This is a genomic window from Hungatella sp. (genome assembly GCF_046966825.1).
The window spans coordinates 1-17,682 of the sequence record NZ_JBKVCZ010000132.1 but is presented as its reverse complement, the minus strand read 5'-3'; the positions used below and the strand labels follow the sequence as shown (position 1 = coordinate 17,682).

The following is a 17,682-nucleotide window of genomic DNA, read 5'->3' as shown; positions in this document are numbered from 1 at the left end:
TTTCCGTGCCGGTAACGTAGCGGATACGGCCCAGGCAGCGCTGTCTGGCTCTGTCAATGCCTGACACTGTGTCATGATCCGTGACCGCCATGGCGAGAATTCCGCAGTTTACCGCCTTGTCAACGACAGCTTCCACTTCGTAGATTCCGTCGGAACACAGCGTATGCATATGATAATCAACTTTCATAAAGCCTCCTAAAATAAAACGATTGTTTCCATTCACTGGTCTATGACGATGAATCCCTCCACCTGTAAAGGTGGAGGGATTTCTTCATAAATGTAACGGTTTTTCTTTTACTCGATTGTCGTACCGGCCTTGCCTGCCAGACTCGCCTTCGCCTTGGAAAGAGAGGTGATGATGGCGCTGCGGCCCTTGCCGTGTGTGACGAAGTCTACGGATGCCTCGATCTTCGGCAGCATGGAGGCAAATTCAAACTGTCCTTCATTGATATAGCTCTCAGCCTCTTCGATGCTCATGTGTGAGATCGGACGTTCATCCGGCGTGCCGTAATTGATGGTGACATTGTCGACACTGGTCAAGATCATAAGGACATCGGCGTCGATCTCCTTGGCTAAAAGTCCCGCCGCCCTGTCTTTTTCAATGACCGCGCTGGCGCCCTTTAAGTTATAGCCCTGTTCCATAACCGGAATTCCGCCGCCGCCGCAGGCGATGACGATCTGATCCGCATCCATGACAGCCTTGATCACGTCGATCTCCACGATAGAAACCGGCTTCGGTGACGCGATCACTCTGCGGAATCCCTTTCCGGGAATCTCTTCCACGTAATTTCCCTTTTCTTCCTCTTCCTTTGCCTCCCCGGCCGTCATGAAGCGGCCGACCGGCTTCATGGGTGTGTAGAAGGAGTCGTCGTATGGATCTACCATCATCTGGGTGAGGATGGTGGCTACTGGTTTATAGATACCGCGTTTTACCAGTTCTGCGCGGATTCCATTCTGTAAATCATATCCGATATATCCCTGGCTCATGGCTGAGCAGACGGACATGGGAGCAGAGGTATAACCGTCATGCTGTTTTCCGAATTCATTCATAGCCGTGTGAATCATTCCGACCTGCGGAGCGTTGCTGTGCGTTAAAGCAACCTGCCATCCGGCCTGGATAAAATCCGCGATTACTTTCGCTGTTTCAGTCACCGCTTCTTTCTGTTCCGGAAGATTTGTTCCCAGGGCATTGTGACCCAATGCCATAACAATACGTTTCTTTGCCATATCAGTTACCTCTCAGTTCGATGTAATTTAATCAAAAAAGTATAAGGATATTATATTATCTGGACAAAGAAAAAGCAACCAGTTCTTATTTTTACAGGATTGTGTCGGGAGTTTGACACCCCCCTAATCTAAAAAACGCCGCTAAGCCGCTACAAGCTTATATTTTTTTGTCAAATTTTATGATTTTATATATAGGCTTTTTAGTCTTTTTGTGGTATAATAGGAGATGGAGGTAATTGCTCATGAAGGTTAATACATCTAAATCAAAGAATGCCGAATCGTTTTACATCAAGCAGTCCTATATAGACGGCAACGGAAAATCCACTTCCAGAACCATCCGCAAGCTTGGAACATTGAATGAATTATTAGTGGAGCACGGACCTACACGGGATGATGTCATGGCCTGGGCAAAAGAACAGGCCCGTATAGAAACAGAGAAATACGAGTTGGAAAAGGAAACTCTCTCCATTCCCGTTGTGTTTCATCCGAACCGTAAGATTCCGTATGGAGAACGAAGATGTTTTGACGGCGGTTATCTTTTCCTGCAAACGATTTATTACGAACTGGGCATGGACCGTATCTGCAGAAAGATTCGCAACAGGCATCATTACGAATACGATTTAAACGCCATACTTTCTGATTTGATTTACACAAGGGTTCTGGAACCAGGCAGTAAACGTTCTTCTTACACAGCCGTAAAAAAATTTTTAGAGCCTCCAACTTATGAACAACACGATATCTATCGGGCGTTAAGTGTCCTGGCTTCGGAATGTGACCTGATTCAGTCAGAAGTGTATAAGAACTCAAAATCCGTTATAAACCGGAATGACCATATCCTCTACTACGACTGCACAAACTACTATTTTGAGATTGAACAGGAAGAAGGAGATAAAAAATACGGGAAAAGCAAGGAGCACCGGCCTAATCCGATTATACAGATGGGATTATTTACCGATGGGGACGGAATACCGCTGGCCTTTTCCACGTTTCCCGGCAACCAGAATGAGCAAAAATCCCTGGAACCTTTAGAGCAGAAAGTCATCGGGGAGTTTGGCTGCGAGAAATTCATCTTCTGTTCTGATTCCGGACTTGGGTCAGAGAATAACCGCCTGTTGAACCACACGGGAAACCGGGCTTATATCGTGACACAGTCCATCAAAAAGCTGGCGGCAGAGTACCGGGAAGCTGCGCTGAATCGAAAAGGATTCCGGAGACTGTCTGACAACAGGCTGGTGGATTTAGACCAACTGGATGAGAAGGACTATGAGGAATTGTTTTACAAAGAAGAACCCTACAGTACAAAAAAACTTGAGAACCGGCTGCTTATCACCTACTCCCCTAAATATGCAGCCTACCAGAAAGAAATCCGTACAAAGCAGGTAGATCGTGCGCTTCATATGTTAAAAGACGGAAATCATAAAAAAACAAGCAAAAATCCCAATGACCCGGCACGTTTTATTGATAAGGCAGCGGTTACAAAGGACGGCGAAAAAGCTGATATCCTGTATTTTTTAGATGAATCAAAAATAGCGGAGGAAGAACGGTATGACGGTCTCTATGCAGTCTGCACCGACCTTTTTGATGATAATCCTGCTGACCTCTTGAAAGTAAGTGAAGGAAGATGGCAGATAGAAGCATGCTTCCGGATTATGAAGACAGATTTTGAAGCAAGGCCAGTTTATGTTCGTAGAGAAGACTGTATACAGGCTCACTTTCTGATTTGTTTTCTATCGCTTTTAGTCTACCGCTTATTAGAAAAAAAGCTGGGTGGAACATACACCTGCTGCGAAATCTTAGACACGTTAAGATCGTTTAAGTTTGCAGATGTTCAAGGGCAGGGATTCATACCTGTTTATGAAGTAACAGAACTGACAGATAGACTGCATGAACTCCTTGGTTTTGCCACTGACTATGAATTTCTCACGAAAAGCCGGATGAAAACCATTGAAAAACTCAGTAAGCAAAGGTGAAACCAGTTCTCTTGCCAGCAGGAAGAGTCATTAGCTCCTGTGAACAGGTGTAATAAAAACTTTCAGCCGTGCCCTAAAAGGGAAAAAAGACTATACTTGAAAACAAAGCAACACCGCTGTGAAACCTTTATAGAATAAGGATTCCAACGGTGTTTGATTTTTTTTACTGTCAAAGACGGGATTATATTATCTGGACAAAGAAAAAGCAACCAGTTCTTATTTTTACAGGATTGTGTGCCGGGCTGCCGTCACTGTATAAAGCGCCCGCCGGCCCTTGTCATACCGGCGCTGCGGTGGGAACCGGACATAAAAATCAGGAAATGATAAGGAATAATTTAGAAAATTGGGGCTGGATATATTGCTAAGAAATGATATAATGTTCATATTAATATAGGTAAAGAGAGGTTAGAGATTGATGGTGGTTCTGTACCTGATACTTCCGCTTGTGTTTTACAGTCTGGTGACGGGTGTCATCGCGCTGACTCTGCCGTTACAGGCTCTGATGTGCACTCTGCTGGGTGCCGCGGTCACGTTTCCGGTACTCTATTACTGGCCTTACCGGTTCGATCAGGCCAGACGGGGCGTGATGCCGCCCATACCATTTCGGTTTCAGGGCTGCCTTCCCATCCTTATCCTTTTGGGAATTGGAATATGTTTATCTGTCAATAATATGATTAGTTTAACACCGCTGCCGGAGTGGTCTCCCGGTTTCGAAGAGGTCGGGGAAGCGCTTTACTCCCCTCCGTTTTTGATTCAGATACTCGGGGCAGGGCTGGTGATACCTGCGGCGGAGGAGATGATATTCCGGGGGCTGATGTTCGCTCCGTTAAGAGACCGGCTGGCGTTCTGGCCGGCCGCCCTGATATCGGCCGCACTGTTTGGGCTTTACCATGGCAATCTGCTTCAGGGTGTCTATGCATTTCTTCTGGGGCTGGTTATGGCATGGCTTTATGAGCGTTTTCAGACACTGGCCGCTCCCTGGGTATTTCATGCTGCGGCAAATGTTACATCGATTGTTATTGTGAATACAGGACTTGGGATTCTGGCGGAGAAAAGGTCGGCGTTTGCGTTTTATACCGCACTTGCGCTGGCAGTTGTTCTCTCGGTTTTTTGTTTGATCAGAATAGAACGTAAGACGAATATAAAGGAGGAAGAAGTGTGAAGTTATTATCCATTGCAATTCCATGCTATAATTCAGAGGCCTATATGAGGCACTGCATCGAATCGCTTCTGCCGGGAGGCGACGAGGTGGAGATTCTGATTGTCGACGACGGCTCCACAAAGGACCGTACGGCGGAGATAGCAGATGAATATGAAAGAAAGTATCCGGGTATCTGCCGGGCTATCCATCAGGAGAATGGCGGACACGGTGAGGCAGTTAATACAGGACTTCGCAATGCCGAGGGCATTTATTATAAAGTTGTGGACAGTGATGACTGGGTGGATGAGGCGGCCTATCAGGAGATACTCTCGACCCTTCGCCGGTTTGTATGCGGCGAGGAGACGCTGGACATGCTGATCAGCAACTTTGTCTATGAGAAACAGGGCGCGAAGCGAAAAAAGGTTATGAACTACCGGACGGCGCTTCCGCAGAACGAACTGTTTACCTGGGATGATGTGAAGGTCTTCATGCTGGGCCAGTATATTCTGATGCATTCCGTCATTTACCGCACGGAACTTCTGCGGGAATGCGGATTAGAGCTTCCAAAGCATACATTCTATGTGGATAATATTTTCGTATACCAGCCGCTTCCTCATGTAAAGACCATGTACTACTTAAATGTGAATTTTTACCGGTATTTTATCGGAAGAGAAGACCAGTCGGTGAACGAGGAGGTCATGATCGGCCGAATCGACCAGCAGATCCGCGTGACGAAGCTGATGCTTGGCTACTGCGACGTCACGAAGCTGAAGAAACGCAAGCTCCGCCGCTACATGGTGCGCTATCTCGAGATTATGATGACGGTTTCCTCCATACTGGCGATCAAGTCCGGGACAGAGGAGAACATGGCGAAGAAGAAGGAGCTGTGGCAGTATCTGCGCAAGCTGAATCTCACGCTGTATCTCCGGCTGAGATGGGGATTCCTGGGACAGGGAACGAACCTTCCGGGCAAGAGCGGCCGTAAGTTTTCCATTGCAGGATACAAGATTACACAGAAATTCTTTGGTTTTAACTGATCTGCATAATTATAAAGTGAAAAAGAGCCTCCAGCCGATCGGATCGGCTGAAGGCTCTTGATTGTTATGGCGGCCCGAACGACTGGCGCCGGGTGACCGTTTCGTATTAACTGATAGCTTTCTGCGTGACTTTCTTTCTGCTGGTGACGTAACCGTCCGTGTAGATAAACTGGAACATGACGTATGCCATCATGACCGCTCCCAGACCGTCGAACGCGGAGTGCTGTTTTAAGAAAACTGTAGCCAGACAGATGGAAACCATTAAGACAAAGGAACCAATCTGTACGGACCGATACTTCTTAAGCCGTTCACTGTGGCTGACTGCGATATGGACGCAGACGGAATTATATACGTGAATGCTAGGAAATACATTGGTGCACGTGTCGGTGGAATAGAGCCACGCTACGATGGCGGAGCAGATATTCTTATCCGGATTAATGACCGGCCGGAAGTCCGTTCCGTTCGGAAATATGGTGCATACCAGAAGGCTGATGGTCATTCCGGTGAACAGCATGGTGCAAAGCTTGTAATAATCTTTAACATTTGTAAAGAACAGATAAAGGACTGCGCCCGCCACATAGGCGAACCAGAGCATGTAAGGAATAATGAAGTATTCATTGAACGGAATATAATCATCGAGCCCGACGTGCATGATGTGATAATTGCTCGTCACCGTCTTCTCTAAATAAACGAACCAGGGAATATAGATGAAAGCGTAGCATAAAACCCATGCGTGCCTGTACTTGTGAAGCAGATTTTTCATAAAAGATCAACCCCTTCTGTTGTTAGGTGTGAGTTGTCAGATTCTGATACTATTGATATATATTACCAACTTCCGTGGATTATATCACACCAGTTTAGAGAGTACAAGGGGGTTAACGAAATGTTAAGATTTTTATTACGAAAGTTTAAGCTCCCATTTCTGCGGTCATGAGTACAATGCTCCTGTCCGGCTCATACTATCCGTGAGGTGATAAAAATGGACAAGGACCAGCAGGAAAAACTGGCGCAGAAGAAATCTAACGAGACCTTCAACAGCATTACCGAGAAGGTAAAGACGGAAAACCAGAATCAGACCCATAATTCACGCCGGGAAGGTATGGGACCGAATACGAAGAGAAAACCGATGTAAGAGGTTAAATGTGCCGATGCAAAATGCCGATTTCCATGGATAAGATTAAATTAGTCCATGGTATCGGCATTTTGCATTTTCAGGGATCGAATACACTGTGCAATTGTATGGAAAACAGGGATTTGCCGCACGAATAAAGTATGGGAAGAAAAAAGAGAAAATAAATAGAATATAACATGGAAAATACTGTTATTTCATAGTATAATATTATCATAAAACAGAGCAGTACAAGAAGCTTTGAAGGGAGGGTTTTATTATGGAAGGTAAGATTTCAAAACTGAGGGAAATTCTCGATGAGAGCAGGTACACGGTGGCCATCTGCGGCTCCGGCATGATGGAGGAGGGCGGCTTTATAGGGGTAAAGAATCCCGATAAAGCCTATGATATCGAGACGAAGTACGGATATTCTGCGGAAGAGATCTTTTCCAGCGCCTTCTATAATACACGGCCCGAGTTTTTCTTTGAATTCTATAAGAAAGAGATGCTGGAGAATCCGCCGGAGGACACGGATTCCGGTCCGTCACTGGCAGCGATGGAACGGGCCGGGAAGCTGCAGTGTCTCATCACCAGCAACATTTATGCAAAGGCTCAGAGAGCCGGCTGCAAAAACGTGGTGAATCTTCACGGGACGATCTATGAGAATAAATGTCCGCACTGCGGCAGGGAATACACCATGGAGCAGGTGCGGGATGCGAAAAAGATACTTCTCTGCGACAAGTGCGACATCCCGATCCGCCCGCAGGTATCGCTGTTCGGTGAGATGGTGGACAGCCGCCTGATGACGAAGACCTCCAATGAAATATCGAAGGCAGAGGTCCTTCTGCTTCTCGGAACGACGCTGGACTCCGAGGTATTCGGAAACTACGTGAAATATTTTACCGGACGGTGGCTGGTGATTATCCATCCGAACCGCCACTATTTGGACGACAAGGCGGATATGCTGTTTTTGGATTATCCGAAAAATATCCTGCCGGGACTGGGTTACAAATAAGCGGTAAATCTGAAATACGTCTCTACGGGGAACGGCTGAATCAGCGGTTTCCCGTATTAATTTTCCGCATAAATTTATTATCTTTTTCTAAAAAGGTTGTAAGGATCCCGATCTTTGTGTATAGTATAATGGCAGACTTTTTATAGGAAAGGAATATCAGGATGTTACAACGTTATATAATGGTTTTTTTTATTTCCATGGTACCGCTCATTGAGCTTCGCGGCGCCATTCCTTATTCCCAGGTGATGGGCCTGCCTCTTTTAGAGTCGTATATCATCGCCATTATCGGAAACATGCTCCCGGTTCCGATCATCTATTTATTTGCCAGAAAGGTTTTAGAATGGGGAGCGGACAAGCCCGTGATCGGCGGATTTTTCACGTGGTGTCTGGAAAAAGGAAAGCACGGCGGCGAGAAGCTGCAGGCGAAGGCAGGCAAAGGGCTGTTTGTCGCTCTGCTGCTGTTCGTAGGAATCCCGCTTCCAGGTACGGGCGCGTGGACCGGTACGCTGGCAGCCAGCCTTCTCGACATCGACTTCAAATCCAGTATCCTCGCAGTCATGGGAGGCGTACTTCTTGCCGGAGTCATTATGGGACTGGCCAGTGTGGGCGTTTTGGGAGCGCTTAATTCTGTTATTTTTTAAAGCCGGGCCGCAGGGACCGGGGAGGAGGAATTCCTATGGAACTGAAGAATGAAGATGGGCTGACCGAGAAAGAATTCTTAGCACAGTACAGGCCAGGAAATTATGAGCGGCCGTCGGTGACTGTGGATATGCTGATTTTTGCAGTCGATCCGGAGGCAGAGGATGAGGACCCGGAGCTTCTGCTGATCCGCAGAAGGAACCATCCATGTATCGGCCAGTGGGCCATGCCGGGCGGATTCGTGAATATGGACGAATCGCTGGAGGAAGCCGCGGCCAGAGAGCTGGAGGAGGAGACCGGGATCACCGGTGTCTGCATGGAACAGCTCTATACATGGGGCAGTGTAAAACGTGACCCGCGGACGCGGATTATCTCTGTATCGTATATGGCGGTTGTGCCGAAGGACGAACTGAATCCGGTCGCAGGAGACGATGCAAAGGAGGCCGTGTGGTTTCAGGTTAAGAAAAAGAAGCTGTCGGATCTGGCAGATGGTGCGACATACGCCCTGACTGTGGAGAACGAGGAACGCCATATTTTTATCGGATACCGGATTACGGAAGGATATACCCACATGGGACTCATGTGGAAGAAGGATATACATGCGGAACTGCTGCCTGCGATCGATGTGAATGACACGGAAGCGCTGGCTTTCGACCACGCCTATATTTTAAATACGGCGCTGGACCGTCTGGAGGAGATGCAGAAGGAGTACCGCGAACAGCTGGAATGACGAGGCAAAAGACCGCTGCCGCAAGGCAGAGAGAGGGCCGGGAAACCAAAGAAGCATACTTTGGTTTCCCGGCCTTTTGTATGAAAGGCGTTATCAGGCACTGCGTGATCCATGCAGTACGTTCCGGGGCTGGGGAGGTCAGACGCAGCCCTCTTCACAGGTGAGCAGAAAGCTGGCTTCCTCGTAATCTTTTTTTTCTACGTATAAATAGTATTCTCTTATGGGCTTTGTCTGTATCATGGGGGCGGATGTGGAAATGAATCCCGGTCTGATCGGATTCAAATCGCATTCCTTTATGATATAAGGAATCTTATTCTTTTTCAGAATCCGTCCGATACGGGAGCATTCCACCATGGAAAAACCGGAGTACAGCTCTTTGCGGTTAAATATGGTAATCATGGTCAAATCCCCCTTTCTTCTTAGTTTTAGTATACCACTTCCGGTTTCGGACTTCTTTACATTTTCATTAATAATCCATACGGTTTTAAAACAGAACAGTTCCTTAGCAAAGCTTCTGAAATATTTAAAGAAAAAATTAAGATTTGGCTGGTAGAATAGGGAACGAAAGTAAATGAGGAGGCGGCCAATGTATAAGATACTGATTGTCGAGGATGATGAGGTAATCGGCAGAACCGTGCAGAATCACCTGCGGGAGTGGGGCTATGAGGCGGCCTGTGTGAAGGATTTGAAGCATGTGCTGGCCGAATTTGCGGCCTTCGAACCGCATCTCGTCCTGATGGACATCCTGCTGCCATACTTTAATGGCTGTTACTGGTGCGGAGAGATTCGAAAGCTTTCCAATGTGCCCGTGATCTTTCTGTCCTCGGCGTCCGACAACATGAATATTATTATGGCGGTTTCCATGGGAGGCGATGATTTTATAGCAAAGCCCTTCGATCTGAATGTGATGACGGCCAAGGTCCAGGCTATGCTCAGGCGGACGTATGATTTTGCAGGGGATCACCACCTGATCGAACACGGCGGAGCAGTCCTGAACATCAATGACGCCACTCTGACTTATCAGGAGACGAAAGTGGAACTGACCAAGAATGAATTCCGGATTCTTAAGCTTCTCATGGAACAGGCGGGGCGTACCGTCTCCAGGGAAGAGGTGATGACGAGGCTGTGGGAGACGGACAGCTATGTGGACGACAATACGCTGACCGTCAATGTGAACCGGCTCCGGAAGAAACTGGACGGCGTTGGCCTTGAGGATTTCATTGTCACGAAGAAAGGCATGGGGTACATGGTAAAATGAAGGGAAGAAAGCTGTTGTCTCTGACAGGCCTCTATTTAAAAAGGAACCGTACGGTAATTACGGCGGGCGTCTGCGGCGGAATCCTGTGTGCGGCCGTATTCTGGCTGTACCGTCTTCCCGTGGAGGCGGTGCTCTACGCCTGGATTCTGGGAGCGGTGCCGGGGCTCCTTCTGTCCGTCCGAAGCTTTTCCCGTTACTGCAAAAAATGTGGGGACTTAGAGCGAATGGCGGCCCAGAAGACGGGGTATGCGGAACCCTTTGAGGAGACCTCCGATCAGCTGGAGCTTCTGTACCGGAGGCTTCTCGCCTCTTCCTATGAGGAGAGGGACCGGCTGCTTCGGGAGGAAGAGGAGAAGCGTACGGAGATGAAGGACTATTATACCATGTGGGTTCACCAGGTAAAGACCCCCATCGCGGCCATGAACCTGATTCTTCAAACACACCCTGGCGGAGAAACGGACCACAGCCAGCTGTCCAATGAGCTTTTTAAGGTCGAACAGTATGTGGAAATGGTGCTTCAGTACCTGCGGGCGGACAGCCCTTCCGCCGATCTTGTCATCCGGGAATGCTCGCTGGACGCCATCGTCAAAAAAGCCATTCACAAGTATGCTCCGGTATTTATCCGGAAAAAGATTGCACTCGATTACAGACCCGCAGCCTGTCTGGTGCGGACCGATGAAAAATGGCTTCTGTTCGTCATAGAACAGCTTCTGTCCAATGCGTTAAAGTACACGGAGAGCGGCAGAATCTCGGTCTATCAGGAGACGGAAAGTCCCTCAGAACGGAACTCGGCAAAACGTAAGGCGGGGGAAGTCATACGGACGCTGGTGATCGAAGATACGGGAAGAGGAATCACCCCGGAGGACATCCCCAGGGTGTTCGAGAACGGGTATACGGGCTGTAACGGCCGAGCGGGTCAGGGATCGACGGGAATCGGCCTCTATCTGTGCAAAAAGGTCATGACCCGTCTGGCGCACGAGATGGTGATCGAATCGGAACCAGGAGTGGGGACGAAAGTGAAGCTGTACCTGGATATGACGAAATTTATACCGGAATAGAGAGGATTCTGAAACCGGCCTATGAAATAAATAGCCCCTTAATCCTTTGAAACAGGGATTTCTTATGGATTCCCATGGATTCCAAATACGCTTTTTCCGCCTGTTTCATGGCTTTTTTGGGGTTATATCCGGATATGGGCGTGCGGGATTTGCCAGGGCGTCCATGGGTGTTTTCAAATTCCTGAATGGTGTAGGCGCCCCTCTGGCGCGCGCGCTGTTCAAAACTGCTGTACATGGAAATACCTCCTTCCGCTGCATGGATAACGATCTGTTTGTGATTTCAGTATACCACCGGAATGCGGTCCTTAAGCTTCCCTTACATTTTTGTAAGGATACGCAGAAAAATGTTAGCCTCATCGATGGCGGCCGCTCTTTCCCGTCTGATATACTGCTGTCATAGGAAAGGAGGCAGCATTATGCCATTGCTTGAAGTGAATCAATTAAAAAAGGTCTATACCACCCGTTTCGGAGGAAATCAGATAAATGCACTGAACGGAGTCAGTTTTACGGTGGAAAAGGAAGAATACGTCGCGATCATGGGAGAGTCAGGATCGGGGAAAACCACACTATTAAACATTTTAGCCGCTCTTGACAAACCTACCGGAGGCGCCGTCCTCTTAAACGGAAGAGATATGAAAACGATTCCGGAGGGAGAGCTGGCTGCGTTCCGCAGAGACCACTTAGGCTTCGTGTTTCAGGATTTTAATCTGCTGGATACGTTTTCTCTGGAGGACAATATCTATCTGCCCATGGTTCTGGCAAAGAAGAGCTACGGGGAAATGAAACAGAAGGCGGACCCCATCGTGGGAAAGCTGGGGATTAAGGAGCTTATGAAGAAATTTCCGTATGAGGTCTCGGGAGGCCAGAAGCAGAGGGCGGCGGTTGCCAGGGCCCTGGTGATGGATCCGGCGATCATTCTGGCGGATGAGCCTACGGGCGCGCTGGATTCCCGGGCATCCGACCAGCTTCTCGATCTGTTCGGAGGAATCAACAGGGAGGGGCAGACCATCCTGATGGTAACCCACAGCGTCAAGGCGGCCAGCCATGCAAAACGGGTGCTGTTTATCAAGGATGGGGAGGTGTTCCATCAGCTCTACCGCGGCGAAATGACGGAGGAGATGTGCCAGCGCATTTCCGATACTCTGGCCGTCTTAGAGGCGGGAGGTGGCCGCGATGAATAACCTGTTTTACACAAGGCTGGCCATTCAGAATTTAAAGAAAAATTCAGCCGTCACGGTTCCGTATCTTCTGACCTGCATCGGCTCCGTGATGATGTATTATATTATCTCTTCCCTGACGGTGAATCCGGGCTTTGCCCGTATGCGGGGAGGCGGCTCCATGGCATTTATTCTGATACTTGGCTGCGTGGTCATGGCCGTGTTCTCCGTAATGTTTCTCATTTACACCAACAGCTTTCTGGTGAAACGGAGAAAGCAGGAATTCGGGCTGTTTCAGGTCCTGGGCATGGGGAAAAAGCATCTGGCCCGGATCATGGCGATCGAGACGCTGCTTACGGCGGCGGTGAGCCTGGTGTCCGGGATTCTGCTCGGTTTTCTGCTGTACCGGGTCTTTGCGCTGCTGCTGTACCGCCTGATGAAACTGGATATTTCCTGGGATTTCAGTTTTGTCCCGGAGGCGGCTTTTGCGTGTGTGAAGCTCTTTGGCGTCATATTTCTGGTGATTCTCTTCTATAATATATGGCAGGTCGCAAAGGCGAGGCCGGTGGAGATGCTGGCGGGAAAGCAGGCGGGGGAGCGGGAGCCAAAGGCGCCGTGGCTGCTGGCTGTGCTGGGTGTCATTTCTCTGGCGGCGGGGTACTGGATTGCTGTCTCGACGGAGCGGACAGCGATGATCATTTTTGCCTTCTTCATCGCGGTTCTGTTCGTGATTGCCGGTACCGGCCTCTTTTATGGGGAAGCGTTACGCACTGAACTGCTGAAAAAGAATAAAGGCTATATTATCAGACGCGCCACTTCATCTCTGTCTCAGGTATGATATACCGGATGAAACAGAATGCGGCCGGTCTGTCTGTGATCTGCCTTCTGTCAACAGCGGTTTTAGTCATGCTTTCTTCCACGGTTTCCCTCTATGTGGGACTGGACGATGTGATGAGAAACCGTTTTAAACGGGATTACGTGGTGACGGTGTACGATTATTCCGACGACACGGCCGCGAAGACCGACGGGATTGTGGAGAGTGCCTTAAAGGATGCGGGGGAGACCGCAAAAGGGCTTGTCAGCTACCGCTATGTCAGCTTTGCCGCAGTGGATACGGGAGACGGCTACGAGGTAAGGGAGGAGAATCTGGCGGACTACAACAGCCTGGACTATCTCTTCTTCATGACTCTGGAGGACTATAACCGGATTTCAGGGCAAAATGTCAGCCTGCGTGATGATCAGGTGATGGTGCTTGCGGATGGGATGCGTTACGACCGGGATACATTTTCCATCTTCGGAAGACGGTACGATGTCGCCGGCTTAAAAGGCCAGACCGTAGAGGACGGTATGGACGCCATGGGGTCAGTGGGAAGCCTTCATATCGTTCTGCCGAACTTTTCCCAGCTGGAGGAGATGGAGAAAAAGCAGGCCGAGGCCTACGGGGAGGCGAAATCCAGACCCATTTACTATGTGGCCTTCGACGCCGGAGACGGCAAAGAGGGTTCTGCCAGACTGTACAAAGATCTGGAGGAACGGTTAAATGGTCTGGGATTGACCTGCCGCCTCGAATCCGCAGCCATGGAGCGGGGGTCCTTTTTCTACCTGTACGGAGGGCTGTTCTTCGTCGGACTGTTTCTGGGAACGCTGTTCGTGATGGCGACGGTGCTGATTATCTATTACAAGCAGATATCCGAGGGCTACGAGGATAAGAAGCGGTTTGAAATCATGCAGAATGTGGGGCTGTCGGCCCGCGAGATCAAGAGCGCCATCCGTTCCCAGATGCTCACCATGTTCTTTCTGCCTCTGGTTACGGCCGCTGTCCATATCTGTTTCGCATTTCCGATGATCGCAAGGCTGCTGGCACTGCTGAATCTGCGGAATGTCGGGCTGTTTGCCGTGTCCACGGCCGGGGCGGTACTGCTGTTTGCTGTCTTTTACGGGGTGATCTATGGGGTTACTTCTAAAAAATATTATGAAATTGTAAAGAGGTGATGTGTCAGTGAAGATTCTGATGGGGATCATGGGGTCCATATCCATCGTTGTGCTGCTTTTATTCATACAGGAGATCCGGAAGGAACTGGAAGAAGAGCGCTGGTGGAGGGACCGGGGAAAATCTTAATGGTTTCTTAGCACCATTTTCTCTCATAACAGTCTATAATGAATGACGATAAGAAGACTGGAGTGTGTTTGAAAATTGCTTTTCGTCAGATGTGCGTCACACTTTGCGGGAGGTCTCACCCCGATGAAGGAGGCGTAGTGGGCTACGCTGACTGAATCGGGGCGGGGGCTCCCACAAAGTGGGGCGTGCAGATGGCGGAAATGAATTTTCAAACACACTCTGCGATGAGACGAAAAGGAGAGCACTATGAAACCAGGAAAGAAAACACTTGGAATCCTGACGGTAATCGTCATCCTTGCGGTTTATACCGCATGCTTCGGCCTTGGAAAAGACATTAAGGGCGCGGGGGACATGAGATTTGGAATCGATATCCGGGGCGGCGTCGAGGCCGTATTTGAGCCAGTGGGCTTAGACCGGAATCCCGCGCCGAATGAGATCGAAGCGGCCAGGAATATAATCGAGACGAGACTGGATGATAAGAATATCACGGACCGCGAGGTGACAACGGATAATGAAAAGGGTTATGTAATCGTCCGTTTTCCGTGGAAATCCGACGAAAAGGATTTTAAGCCGGAGGCTGCCATCGCGGAACTGGGCGACATGGCCAATTTGACCTTCCGTGATGAGAGCGGCACTGTAATGCTGGAAGGAAGGGACATCTCCACCAGCCGGCCCGTAGAGTATTCGGACCAGACCGGAATTAAAAAATATGAGGTGGAGCTGCAGTTTACAAAGGACGGCGCGGACAAATTTGCCGATGCCACCGGTAAACTGGTAGGCCGCCGCATGGGAATCTACATGGATGAGGAGCTGATCTCCAATCCGGTGGTTCAGGACAAGATTACGGGCGGCAACGCCGTGATTAACGGCATGGAGTCGTATGCGTCCGCAAAGAGCTTATCGGACAAGATCAATGCGGGTGCCCTGCCGTATGCCATGGAGACGAAGAACTTCAGCACCATCAGCCCGAGCCTGGGCTCCAATGCCTTGAATATCATGGTATTTTCAGGTGTGGTAGCGTTCTTCTGTATCTGTATTTTCATGATCGCCATGTACCGCCTGCCGGGAATGGTGGCATGCTTTGGCCTGATTCTTCAGACCTCCATACAGCTGCTGGCGATCTCGATCCCGCAGTATACGCTGACACTGCCCGGTATCGCCGGTATCATACTGACCATAGGTATGGCGGTGGATGCCAACATTATCATCAGCGAGCGTATCGGTGAGGAGCTTGGAAACGGCGTTTCGCTGACCGAGGCGGTCAAACGGGGATACAAGAGGGCATTCTCTTCCGTGCTGGACGGAAACTTGACGAGCGCTATCGTGGCGATAATCCTGATGTTCTTCGGTTCAGGCACCATGCTGAGCTTCGGCTATACGCTGCTTGTGGGTCTGATCATCAACCTGGTGGTGGGCGTCTGGTTCTCCAGGACTGTGCTTCTTTCCATCATACGGGAAGGCAGATTCCACGATTTGAAGTGGTATAAGGTGAAGAAGAACCAGAAGATTTATCCGATCATGAAACGGAAATACATATGGTTTGCCATCTCCATCTGTATGCTCCTGGCCGGCGTGCTGGGATTTATGAAGAACGGAGTGAGCCTGGACACCCAGTTTACGGGCGGAACGACGTTAAAGTATGAGATCGAGGGCGCGGCCGATGTGAATTCCGACGCCGTCGCTGCCAAGGTATCCGGCGAGACCGGAAGAAATGTAAATGTCCGCCTGACAAAGGAGGATGGCCTTGGAAAACAGTTCATGGTTCTGACCTTTGCAGGGCAGGAAGGCATCAGCCCGGAGAGCCAGGAATACGTGACGCAGATCTTAAACGGCTATCAGGAGGGCTTTACGGCGACCCTGTCGGAGACGTATGCGGTTCAGCCGTATATGGGGCAGAAGACGCTCCACAACGCCGTGATCGCCATGGTTCTGGCGGCGGTACTGATAACGGTGTATGTCTGGATCCGGTTTTCCATCCTTTCGGGCCTTTCTGCGGGAGTATCTGCGGTGATCGCGCTGATCCACGATGTGCTGATCGTGCTGTGCGCGTTCCTGATCTTTGCAATTCCGCTGAATGACGCGTTTGTGGCGGTGGTACTGACCATCATCGGTTACTCCATCAATGATACGATCGTCATCTATGACCGGATCAGAGAGAACATGAATCTTCATAAGTGTAAAAATATCGACGAGCTGGTGGATACCAGCGTATCCCAGAGTCTTGGTCGGTCGCTGCACACCTCGCTGACGACGTGCATCAGCGTACTGATCCTGGTGATTGCATCGTGGCATTTTGGGATCCAGTCTATTTTTGAATTCTCCCTGCCTCTGTTATTCGGACTTGTGAGCGGCTGCTTTTCTTCTATATGCGTGGCCAGCGTGATTTGGGCCATGTGGAAAAACGCCCATAAGGCAGAAAGTAAAAAAAGATAAGGCATAAAATGAGCACGCCTGGCGCAGACAGGGACCGGATTATCCGGTTCCGGCCTCCGCCGGGCGTGCGCTCTTATTGTAAGAAAATTTTAATCCGTATCCGTGCAATTTTGTGCTATACTGTTTAAGGAAACAAGCGAGAATTCCCCCACCTCTGCAGGTGGAGGGATGAAACGCCAAAAACAAGCTTAACGGCAGTGGCGGGCAGAGAAAAATCGGTATCCCTCGCTGACATGAAGTCAAGCCGCGCATCTATAAGATGTAGTCGCACTCTGTGAAATTATCGAGCGTGGATTGAAACAAGGAAATACTACAGATAAAAATCGGCATATAAGATTTTACCTGGCAGTTGTCCGGCCTAAGGCGGGACAGCGGACCGTGCTGTGTGCCGATGCAGGATAAAGGTTATTGTACATAATACAGAATACAGGATGACACGGGGAGAAACAGACATGGTAAAACGCTTTAACAGAATATGGAGCATTGCAATCAGCTTAAGCCTTTTGGCTTCCGTACCGGCCTTCGGTGATATTCCGATCGTCCCGCCCATAAGCGGCGGATCGAATAACGGAATTTCAGGGCCGGAGACAGCGGGACCTGGCGGGGATAATACCCAGAGCGGCCCGGGAGCTTCGACGGGAACGGGAACCTCGACAGGAACGGGAACTTCCACTGGAACGGGAAACCCGACAGGGCCGGGTACTTCCGCAGGCCCAGGGGCCACTCAGGGAAGCGGTACCGGCGGAAATGTGGTGAACACATTAAAACAGCCGGAGATCCAGGCTCAGGG

20 protein-coding genes and 1 pseudogene are annotated in these 17,682 nt (G+C 49.5%); 15 read left to right on the top strand and 6 right to left on the bottom strand.

The window, feature by feature from the left end:
* Together ACLTD4_RS27295 and arcC are read right to left on the bottom strand one after the other, a co-directional pair.
* Positions 1 to 187 (bottom strand): PHP domain-containing protein (locus ACLTD4_RS27295; RefSeq protein WP_412331723.1); only part of this gene is annotated, 187 nt, incomplete at its 3' end.
* Between the two features lie 107 nt (positions 188 to 294).
* The gene (gene arcC / locus ACLTD4_RS27290; RefSeq protein ID WP_002600542.1) at positions 295 to 1,227 is read right to left on the bottom strand and encodes a carbamate kinase; all 933 of its coding nucleotides are present in this window, start codon (positions 1,225 to 1,227) and stop codon (positions 295 to 297) included.
* A gap of 242 nt (positions 1,228 to 1,469) precedes the next feature.
* Between arcC and ACLTD4_RS27285 the strand changes: the two genes are divergently transcribed.
* The 3 genes from ACLTD4_RS27285 (at position 1,470) to ACLTD4_RS27275 (ending at position 5,375) form a co-directional block, all read left to right on the top strand.
* A complete protein-coding gene (locus ACLTD4_RS27285) occupies positions 1,470 to 3,197 on the top strand; it encodes an IS1634 family transposase (protein WP_117621764.1) in 1,728 nt (575 codons plus the stop codon).
* Between the two features lie 415 nt (positions 3,198 to 3,612).
* Positions 3,613 to 4,359 carry a CPBP family intramembrane glutamic endopeptidase gene (locus ACLTD4_RS27280; RefSeq protein WP_117621765.1) on the top strand — a complete coding sequence of 249 codons (747 nt, stop codon included), beginning with the start codon at positions 3,613 to 3,615 and terminating at the stop codon, positions 4,357 to 4,359.
* Positions 4,356 to 5,375 (top strand): glycosyltransferase family 2 protein, encoded by a 1,020-nt coding sequence (locus tag ACLTD4_RS27275; protein WP_002600540.1) that lies wholly within the window; start codon positions 4,356 to 4,358, stop codon positions 5,373 to 5,375. The genes ACLTD4_RS27280 and ACLTD4_RS27275 overlap by 4 nt, the downstream gene beginning before the upstream one ends.
* A 106-nt stretch (positions 5,376 to 5,481) precedes the next feature.
* On the opposite strand, the gene ACLTD4_RS27270 is transcribed toward ACLTD4_RS27275, so the two are convergent.
* Positions 5,482 to 6,138: a phosphatase PAP2 family protein gene (locus tag ACLTD4_RS27270; protein ID WP_002600539.1), complete on the bottom strand. Its 657-nt coding sequence runs from the start codon at positions 6,136 to 6,138 to the stop codon at positions 5,482 to 5,484.
* A 216-nt stretch (positions 6,139 to 6,354) separates the two neighbouring features.
* On the opposite strand from ACLTD4_RS27270, the gene ACLTD4_RS27265 reads away from it, so the two are divergent.
* The 4 genes from ACLTD4_RS27265 to ACLTD4_RS27250 all read left to right on the top strand — a co-directional run bounded on the left by ACLTD4_RS27265 (position 6,355) and on the right by ACLTD4_RS27250 (position 8,867).
* Positions 6,355 to 6,507, top strand: a complete 153-nt coding sequence (locus tag ACLTD4_RS27265; RefSeq protein ID WP_002600538.1) for a hypothetical protein — start codon at positions 6,355 to 6,357, stop codon at positions 6,505 to 6,507.
* A gap of 256 nt (positions 6,508 to 6,763) precedes the next feature.
* Positions 6,764 to 7,498 carry an SIR2 family NAD-dependent protein deacylase gene (locus tag ACLTD4_RS27260; RefSeq protein ID WP_002600537.1) on the top strand — a complete coding sequence of 245 codons (735 nt, stop codon included), beginning with the start codon at positions 6,764 to 6,766 and terminating at the stop codon, positions 7,496 to 7,498.
* Between the two features lie 161 nt (positions 7,499 to 7,659).
* Positions 7,660 to 8,139: a COG2426 family protein gene (locus ACLTD4_RS27255; protein ID WP_117621766.1), complete on the top strand. Its 480-nt coding sequence runs from the start codon at positions 7,660 to 7,662 to the stop codon at positions 8,137 to 8,139.
* 35 nt (positions 8,140 to 8,174) lie between these two features.
* Entirely contained in the window at positions 8,175 to 8,867 is a 693-nt protein-coding gene (locus ACLTD4_RS27250) for an NUDIX domain-containing protein (protein ID WP_117621767.1), read from the top strand.
* A gap of 138 nt (positions 8,868 to 9,005) precedes the next feature.
* Here the strand turns inward: ACLTD4_RS27250 and ACLTD4_RS27245 are convergent, their stop codons facing one another.
* Positions 9,006 to 9,266: a hypothetical protein gene (locus tag ACLTD4_RS27245; protein WP_117621768.1), complete on the bottom strand. Its 261-nt coding sequence runs from the start codon at positions 9,264 to 9,266 to the stop codon at positions 9,006 to 9,008.
* Between the two features lie 187 nt (positions 9,267 to 9,453).
* On the opposite strand from ACLTD4_RS27245, the gene ACLTD4_RS27240 reads away from it, so the two are divergent.
* Together ACLTD4_RS27240 and ACLTD4_RS27235 are read left to right on the top strand one after the other, a co-directional pair.
* On the top strand, positions 9,454 to 10,125 hold the full coding sequence (locus ACLTD4_RS27240; protein ID WP_002600532.1) for a response regulator transcription factor: 672 nt from the start codon (positions 9,454 to 9,456) through the stop codon (positions 10,123 to 10,125).
* Entirely contained in the window at positions 10,122 to 11,183 is a 1,062-nt protein-coding gene (locus ACLTD4_RS27235) for a sensor histidine kinase (RefSeq protein ID WP_117621769.1), read from the top strand. The genes ACLTD4_RS27240 and ACLTD4_RS27235 overlap by 4 nt, the downstream gene beginning before the upstream one ends.
* 19 nt (positions 11,184 to 11,202) lie before the next feature.
* On the opposite strand, the gene ACLTD4_RS27230 is transcribed toward ACLTD4_RS27235, so the two are convergent.
* Positions 11,203 to 11,418: a hypothetical protein gene (locus ACLTD4_RS27230; RefSeq protein ID WP_025530798.1), complete on the bottom strand. Its 216-nt coding sequence runs from the start codon at positions 11,416 to 11,418 to the stop codon at positions 11,203 to 11,205.
* 181 nt (positions 11,419 to 11,599) lie between these two features.
* On the opposite strand from ACLTD4_RS27230, the gene ACLTD4_RS27225 reads away from it, so the two are divergent.
* From ACLTD4_RS27225 to ACLTD4_RS27210, 4 genes are read left to right on the top strand one after another with little or no spacing between them, the layout of a single operon-like run.
* Positions 11,600 to 12,364 (top strand): ABC transporter ATP-binding protein, encoded by a 765-nt coding sequence (locus tag ACLTD4_RS27225; protein WP_412331722.1) that lies wholly within the window; start codon positions 11,600 to 11,602, stop codon positions 12,362 to 12,364.
* The gene (locus tag ACLTD4_RS27220; RefSeq protein ID WP_412331721.1) at positions 12,357 to 13,178 is read left to right on the top strand and encodes an FtsX-like permease family protein; all 822 of its coding nucleotides are present in this window, start codon (positions 12,357 to 12,359) and stop codon (positions 13,176 to 13,178) included. Before ACLTD4_RS27225 ends, ACLTD4_RS27220 begins: the two co-directional genes overlap by 8 nt.
* An 8-nt stretch (positions 13,179 to 13,186) precedes the next feature.
* Positions 13,187 to 14,332, top strand: coding sequence for an ABC transporter permease (locus ACLTD4_RS27215; protein ID WP_412331720.1), 1,146 nt, complete (start codon positions 13,187 to 13,189; stop codon positions 14,330 to 14,332).
* A gap of 1 nt (position 14,333) precedes the next feature.
* Positions 14,334 to 14,459 carry a hypothetical protein gene (locus tag ACLTD4_RS27210; protein WP_270467472.1) on the top strand — a complete coding sequence of 42 codons (126 nt, stop codon included), beginning with the start codon at positions 14,334 to 14,336 and terminating at the stop codon, positions 14,457 to 14,459.
* 23 nt (positions 14,460 to 14,482) lie between these two features.
* Here the strand turns inward: ACLTD4_RS27210 and ACLTD4_RS27205 are convergent, their stop codons facing one another.
* The gene (locus tag ACLTD4_RS27205) at positions 14,483 to 14,752 is read right to left on the bottom strand and encodes a DUF6783 domain-containing protein (protein ID WP_412331719.1); all 270 of its coding nucleotides are present in this window, start codon (positions 14,750 to 14,752) and stop codon (positions 14,483 to 14,485) included.
* On the opposite strand from ACLTD4_RS27205, the gene secF reads away from it, so the two are divergent.
* On the top strand, positions 14,706 to 16,892 hold the full coding sequence (gene secF, locus ACLTD4_RS27200) for a protein translocase subunit SecF (RefSeq protein WP_055660238.1): 2,187 nt from the start codon (positions 14,706 to 14,708) through the stop codon (positions 16,890 to 16,892). The genes ACLTD4_RS27205 and secF overlap by 47 nt on opposite strands.
* 452 nt (positions 16,893 to 17,344) lie before the next feature.
* Positions 17,345 to 17,682, top strand: a pseudogene (locus ACLTD4_RS27195) (peptidase S11); the annotation flags it as partial.

Bases quoted from the DNA above. Each gene is read 5' to 3' on its own strand.
- secF (WP_055660238.1), top strand. From the start codon at position 14,706: ATGAAACCAGGAAAGAAAACACTTGGAATCCTGACGGTAATCGTCATC.
- ACLTD4_RS27240 (WP_002600532.1), top strand. From the start codon at position 9,454: ATGTATAAGATACTGATTGTCGAGGATGATGAGGTAATCGGCAGAACC.
- ACLTD4_RS27245 (WP_117621768.1), bottom strand. From the start codon at position 9,266: ATGATTACCATATTTAACCGCAAAGAGCTGTACTCCGGTTTTTCCATG.
- ACLTD4_RS27205 (WP_412331719.1), bottom strand. From the start codon at position 14,752: ATGACGATTACCGTCAGGATTCCAAGTGTTTTCTTTCCTGGTTTCATA.
- ACLTD4_RS27235 (WP_117621769.1), top strand. From the start codon at position 10,122: ATGAAGGGAAGAAAGCTGTTGTCTCTGACAGGCCTCTATTTAAAAAGG.
- ACLTD4_RS27260 (WP_002600537.1), top strand. From the start codon at position 6,764: ATGGAAGGTAAGATTTCAAAACTGAGGGAAATTCTCGATGAGAGCAGG.
- ACLTD4_RS27270 (WP_002600539.1), bottom strand. From the start codon at position 6,138: ATGAAAAATCTGCTTCACAAGTACAGGCACGCATGGGTTTTATGCTAC.
- ACLTD4_RS27255 (WP_117621766.1), top strand. From the start codon at position 7,660: ATGTTACAACGTTATATAATGGTTTTTTTTATTTCCATGGTACCGCTC.
- ACLTD4_RS27225 (WP_412331722.1), top strand. From the start codon at position 11,600: ATGCCATTGCTTGAAGTGAATCAATTAAAAAAGGTCTATACCACCCGT.
- ACLTD4_RS27250 (WP_117621767.1), top strand. From the start codon at position 8,175: ATGGAACTGAAGAATGAAGATGGGCTGACCGAGAAAGAATTCTTAGCA.
- ACLTD4_RS27215 (WP_412331720.1), top strand. From the start codon at position 13,187: ATGAAACAGAATGCGGCCGGTCTGTCTGTGATCTGCCTTCTGTCAACA.
- ACLTD4_RS27280 (WP_117621765.1), top strand. From the start codon at position 3,613: ATGGTGGTTCTGTACCTGATACTTCCGCTTGTGTTTTACAGTCTGGTG.
- ACLTD4_RS27230 (WP_025530798.1), bottom strand. From the start codon at position 11,418: ATGTACAGCAGTTTTGAACAGCGCGCGCGCCAGAGGGGCGCCTACACC.
- ACLTD4_RS27265 (WP_002600538.1), top strand. From the start codon at position 6,355: ATGGACAAGGACCAGCAGGAAAAACTGGCGCAGAAGAAATCTAACGAG.
- ACLTD4_RS27285 (WP_117621764.1), top strand. From the start codon at position 1,470: ATGAAGGTTAATACATCTAAATCAAAGAATGCCGAATCGTTTTACATC.
- ACLTD4_RS27220 (WP_412331721.1), top strand. From the start codon at position 12,357: ATGAATAACCTGTTTTACACAAGGCTGGCCATTCAGAATTTAAAGAAA.
- arcC (WP_002600542.1), bottom strand. From the start codon at position 1,227: ATGGCAAAGAAACGTATTGTTATGGCATTGGGTCACAATGCCCTGGGA.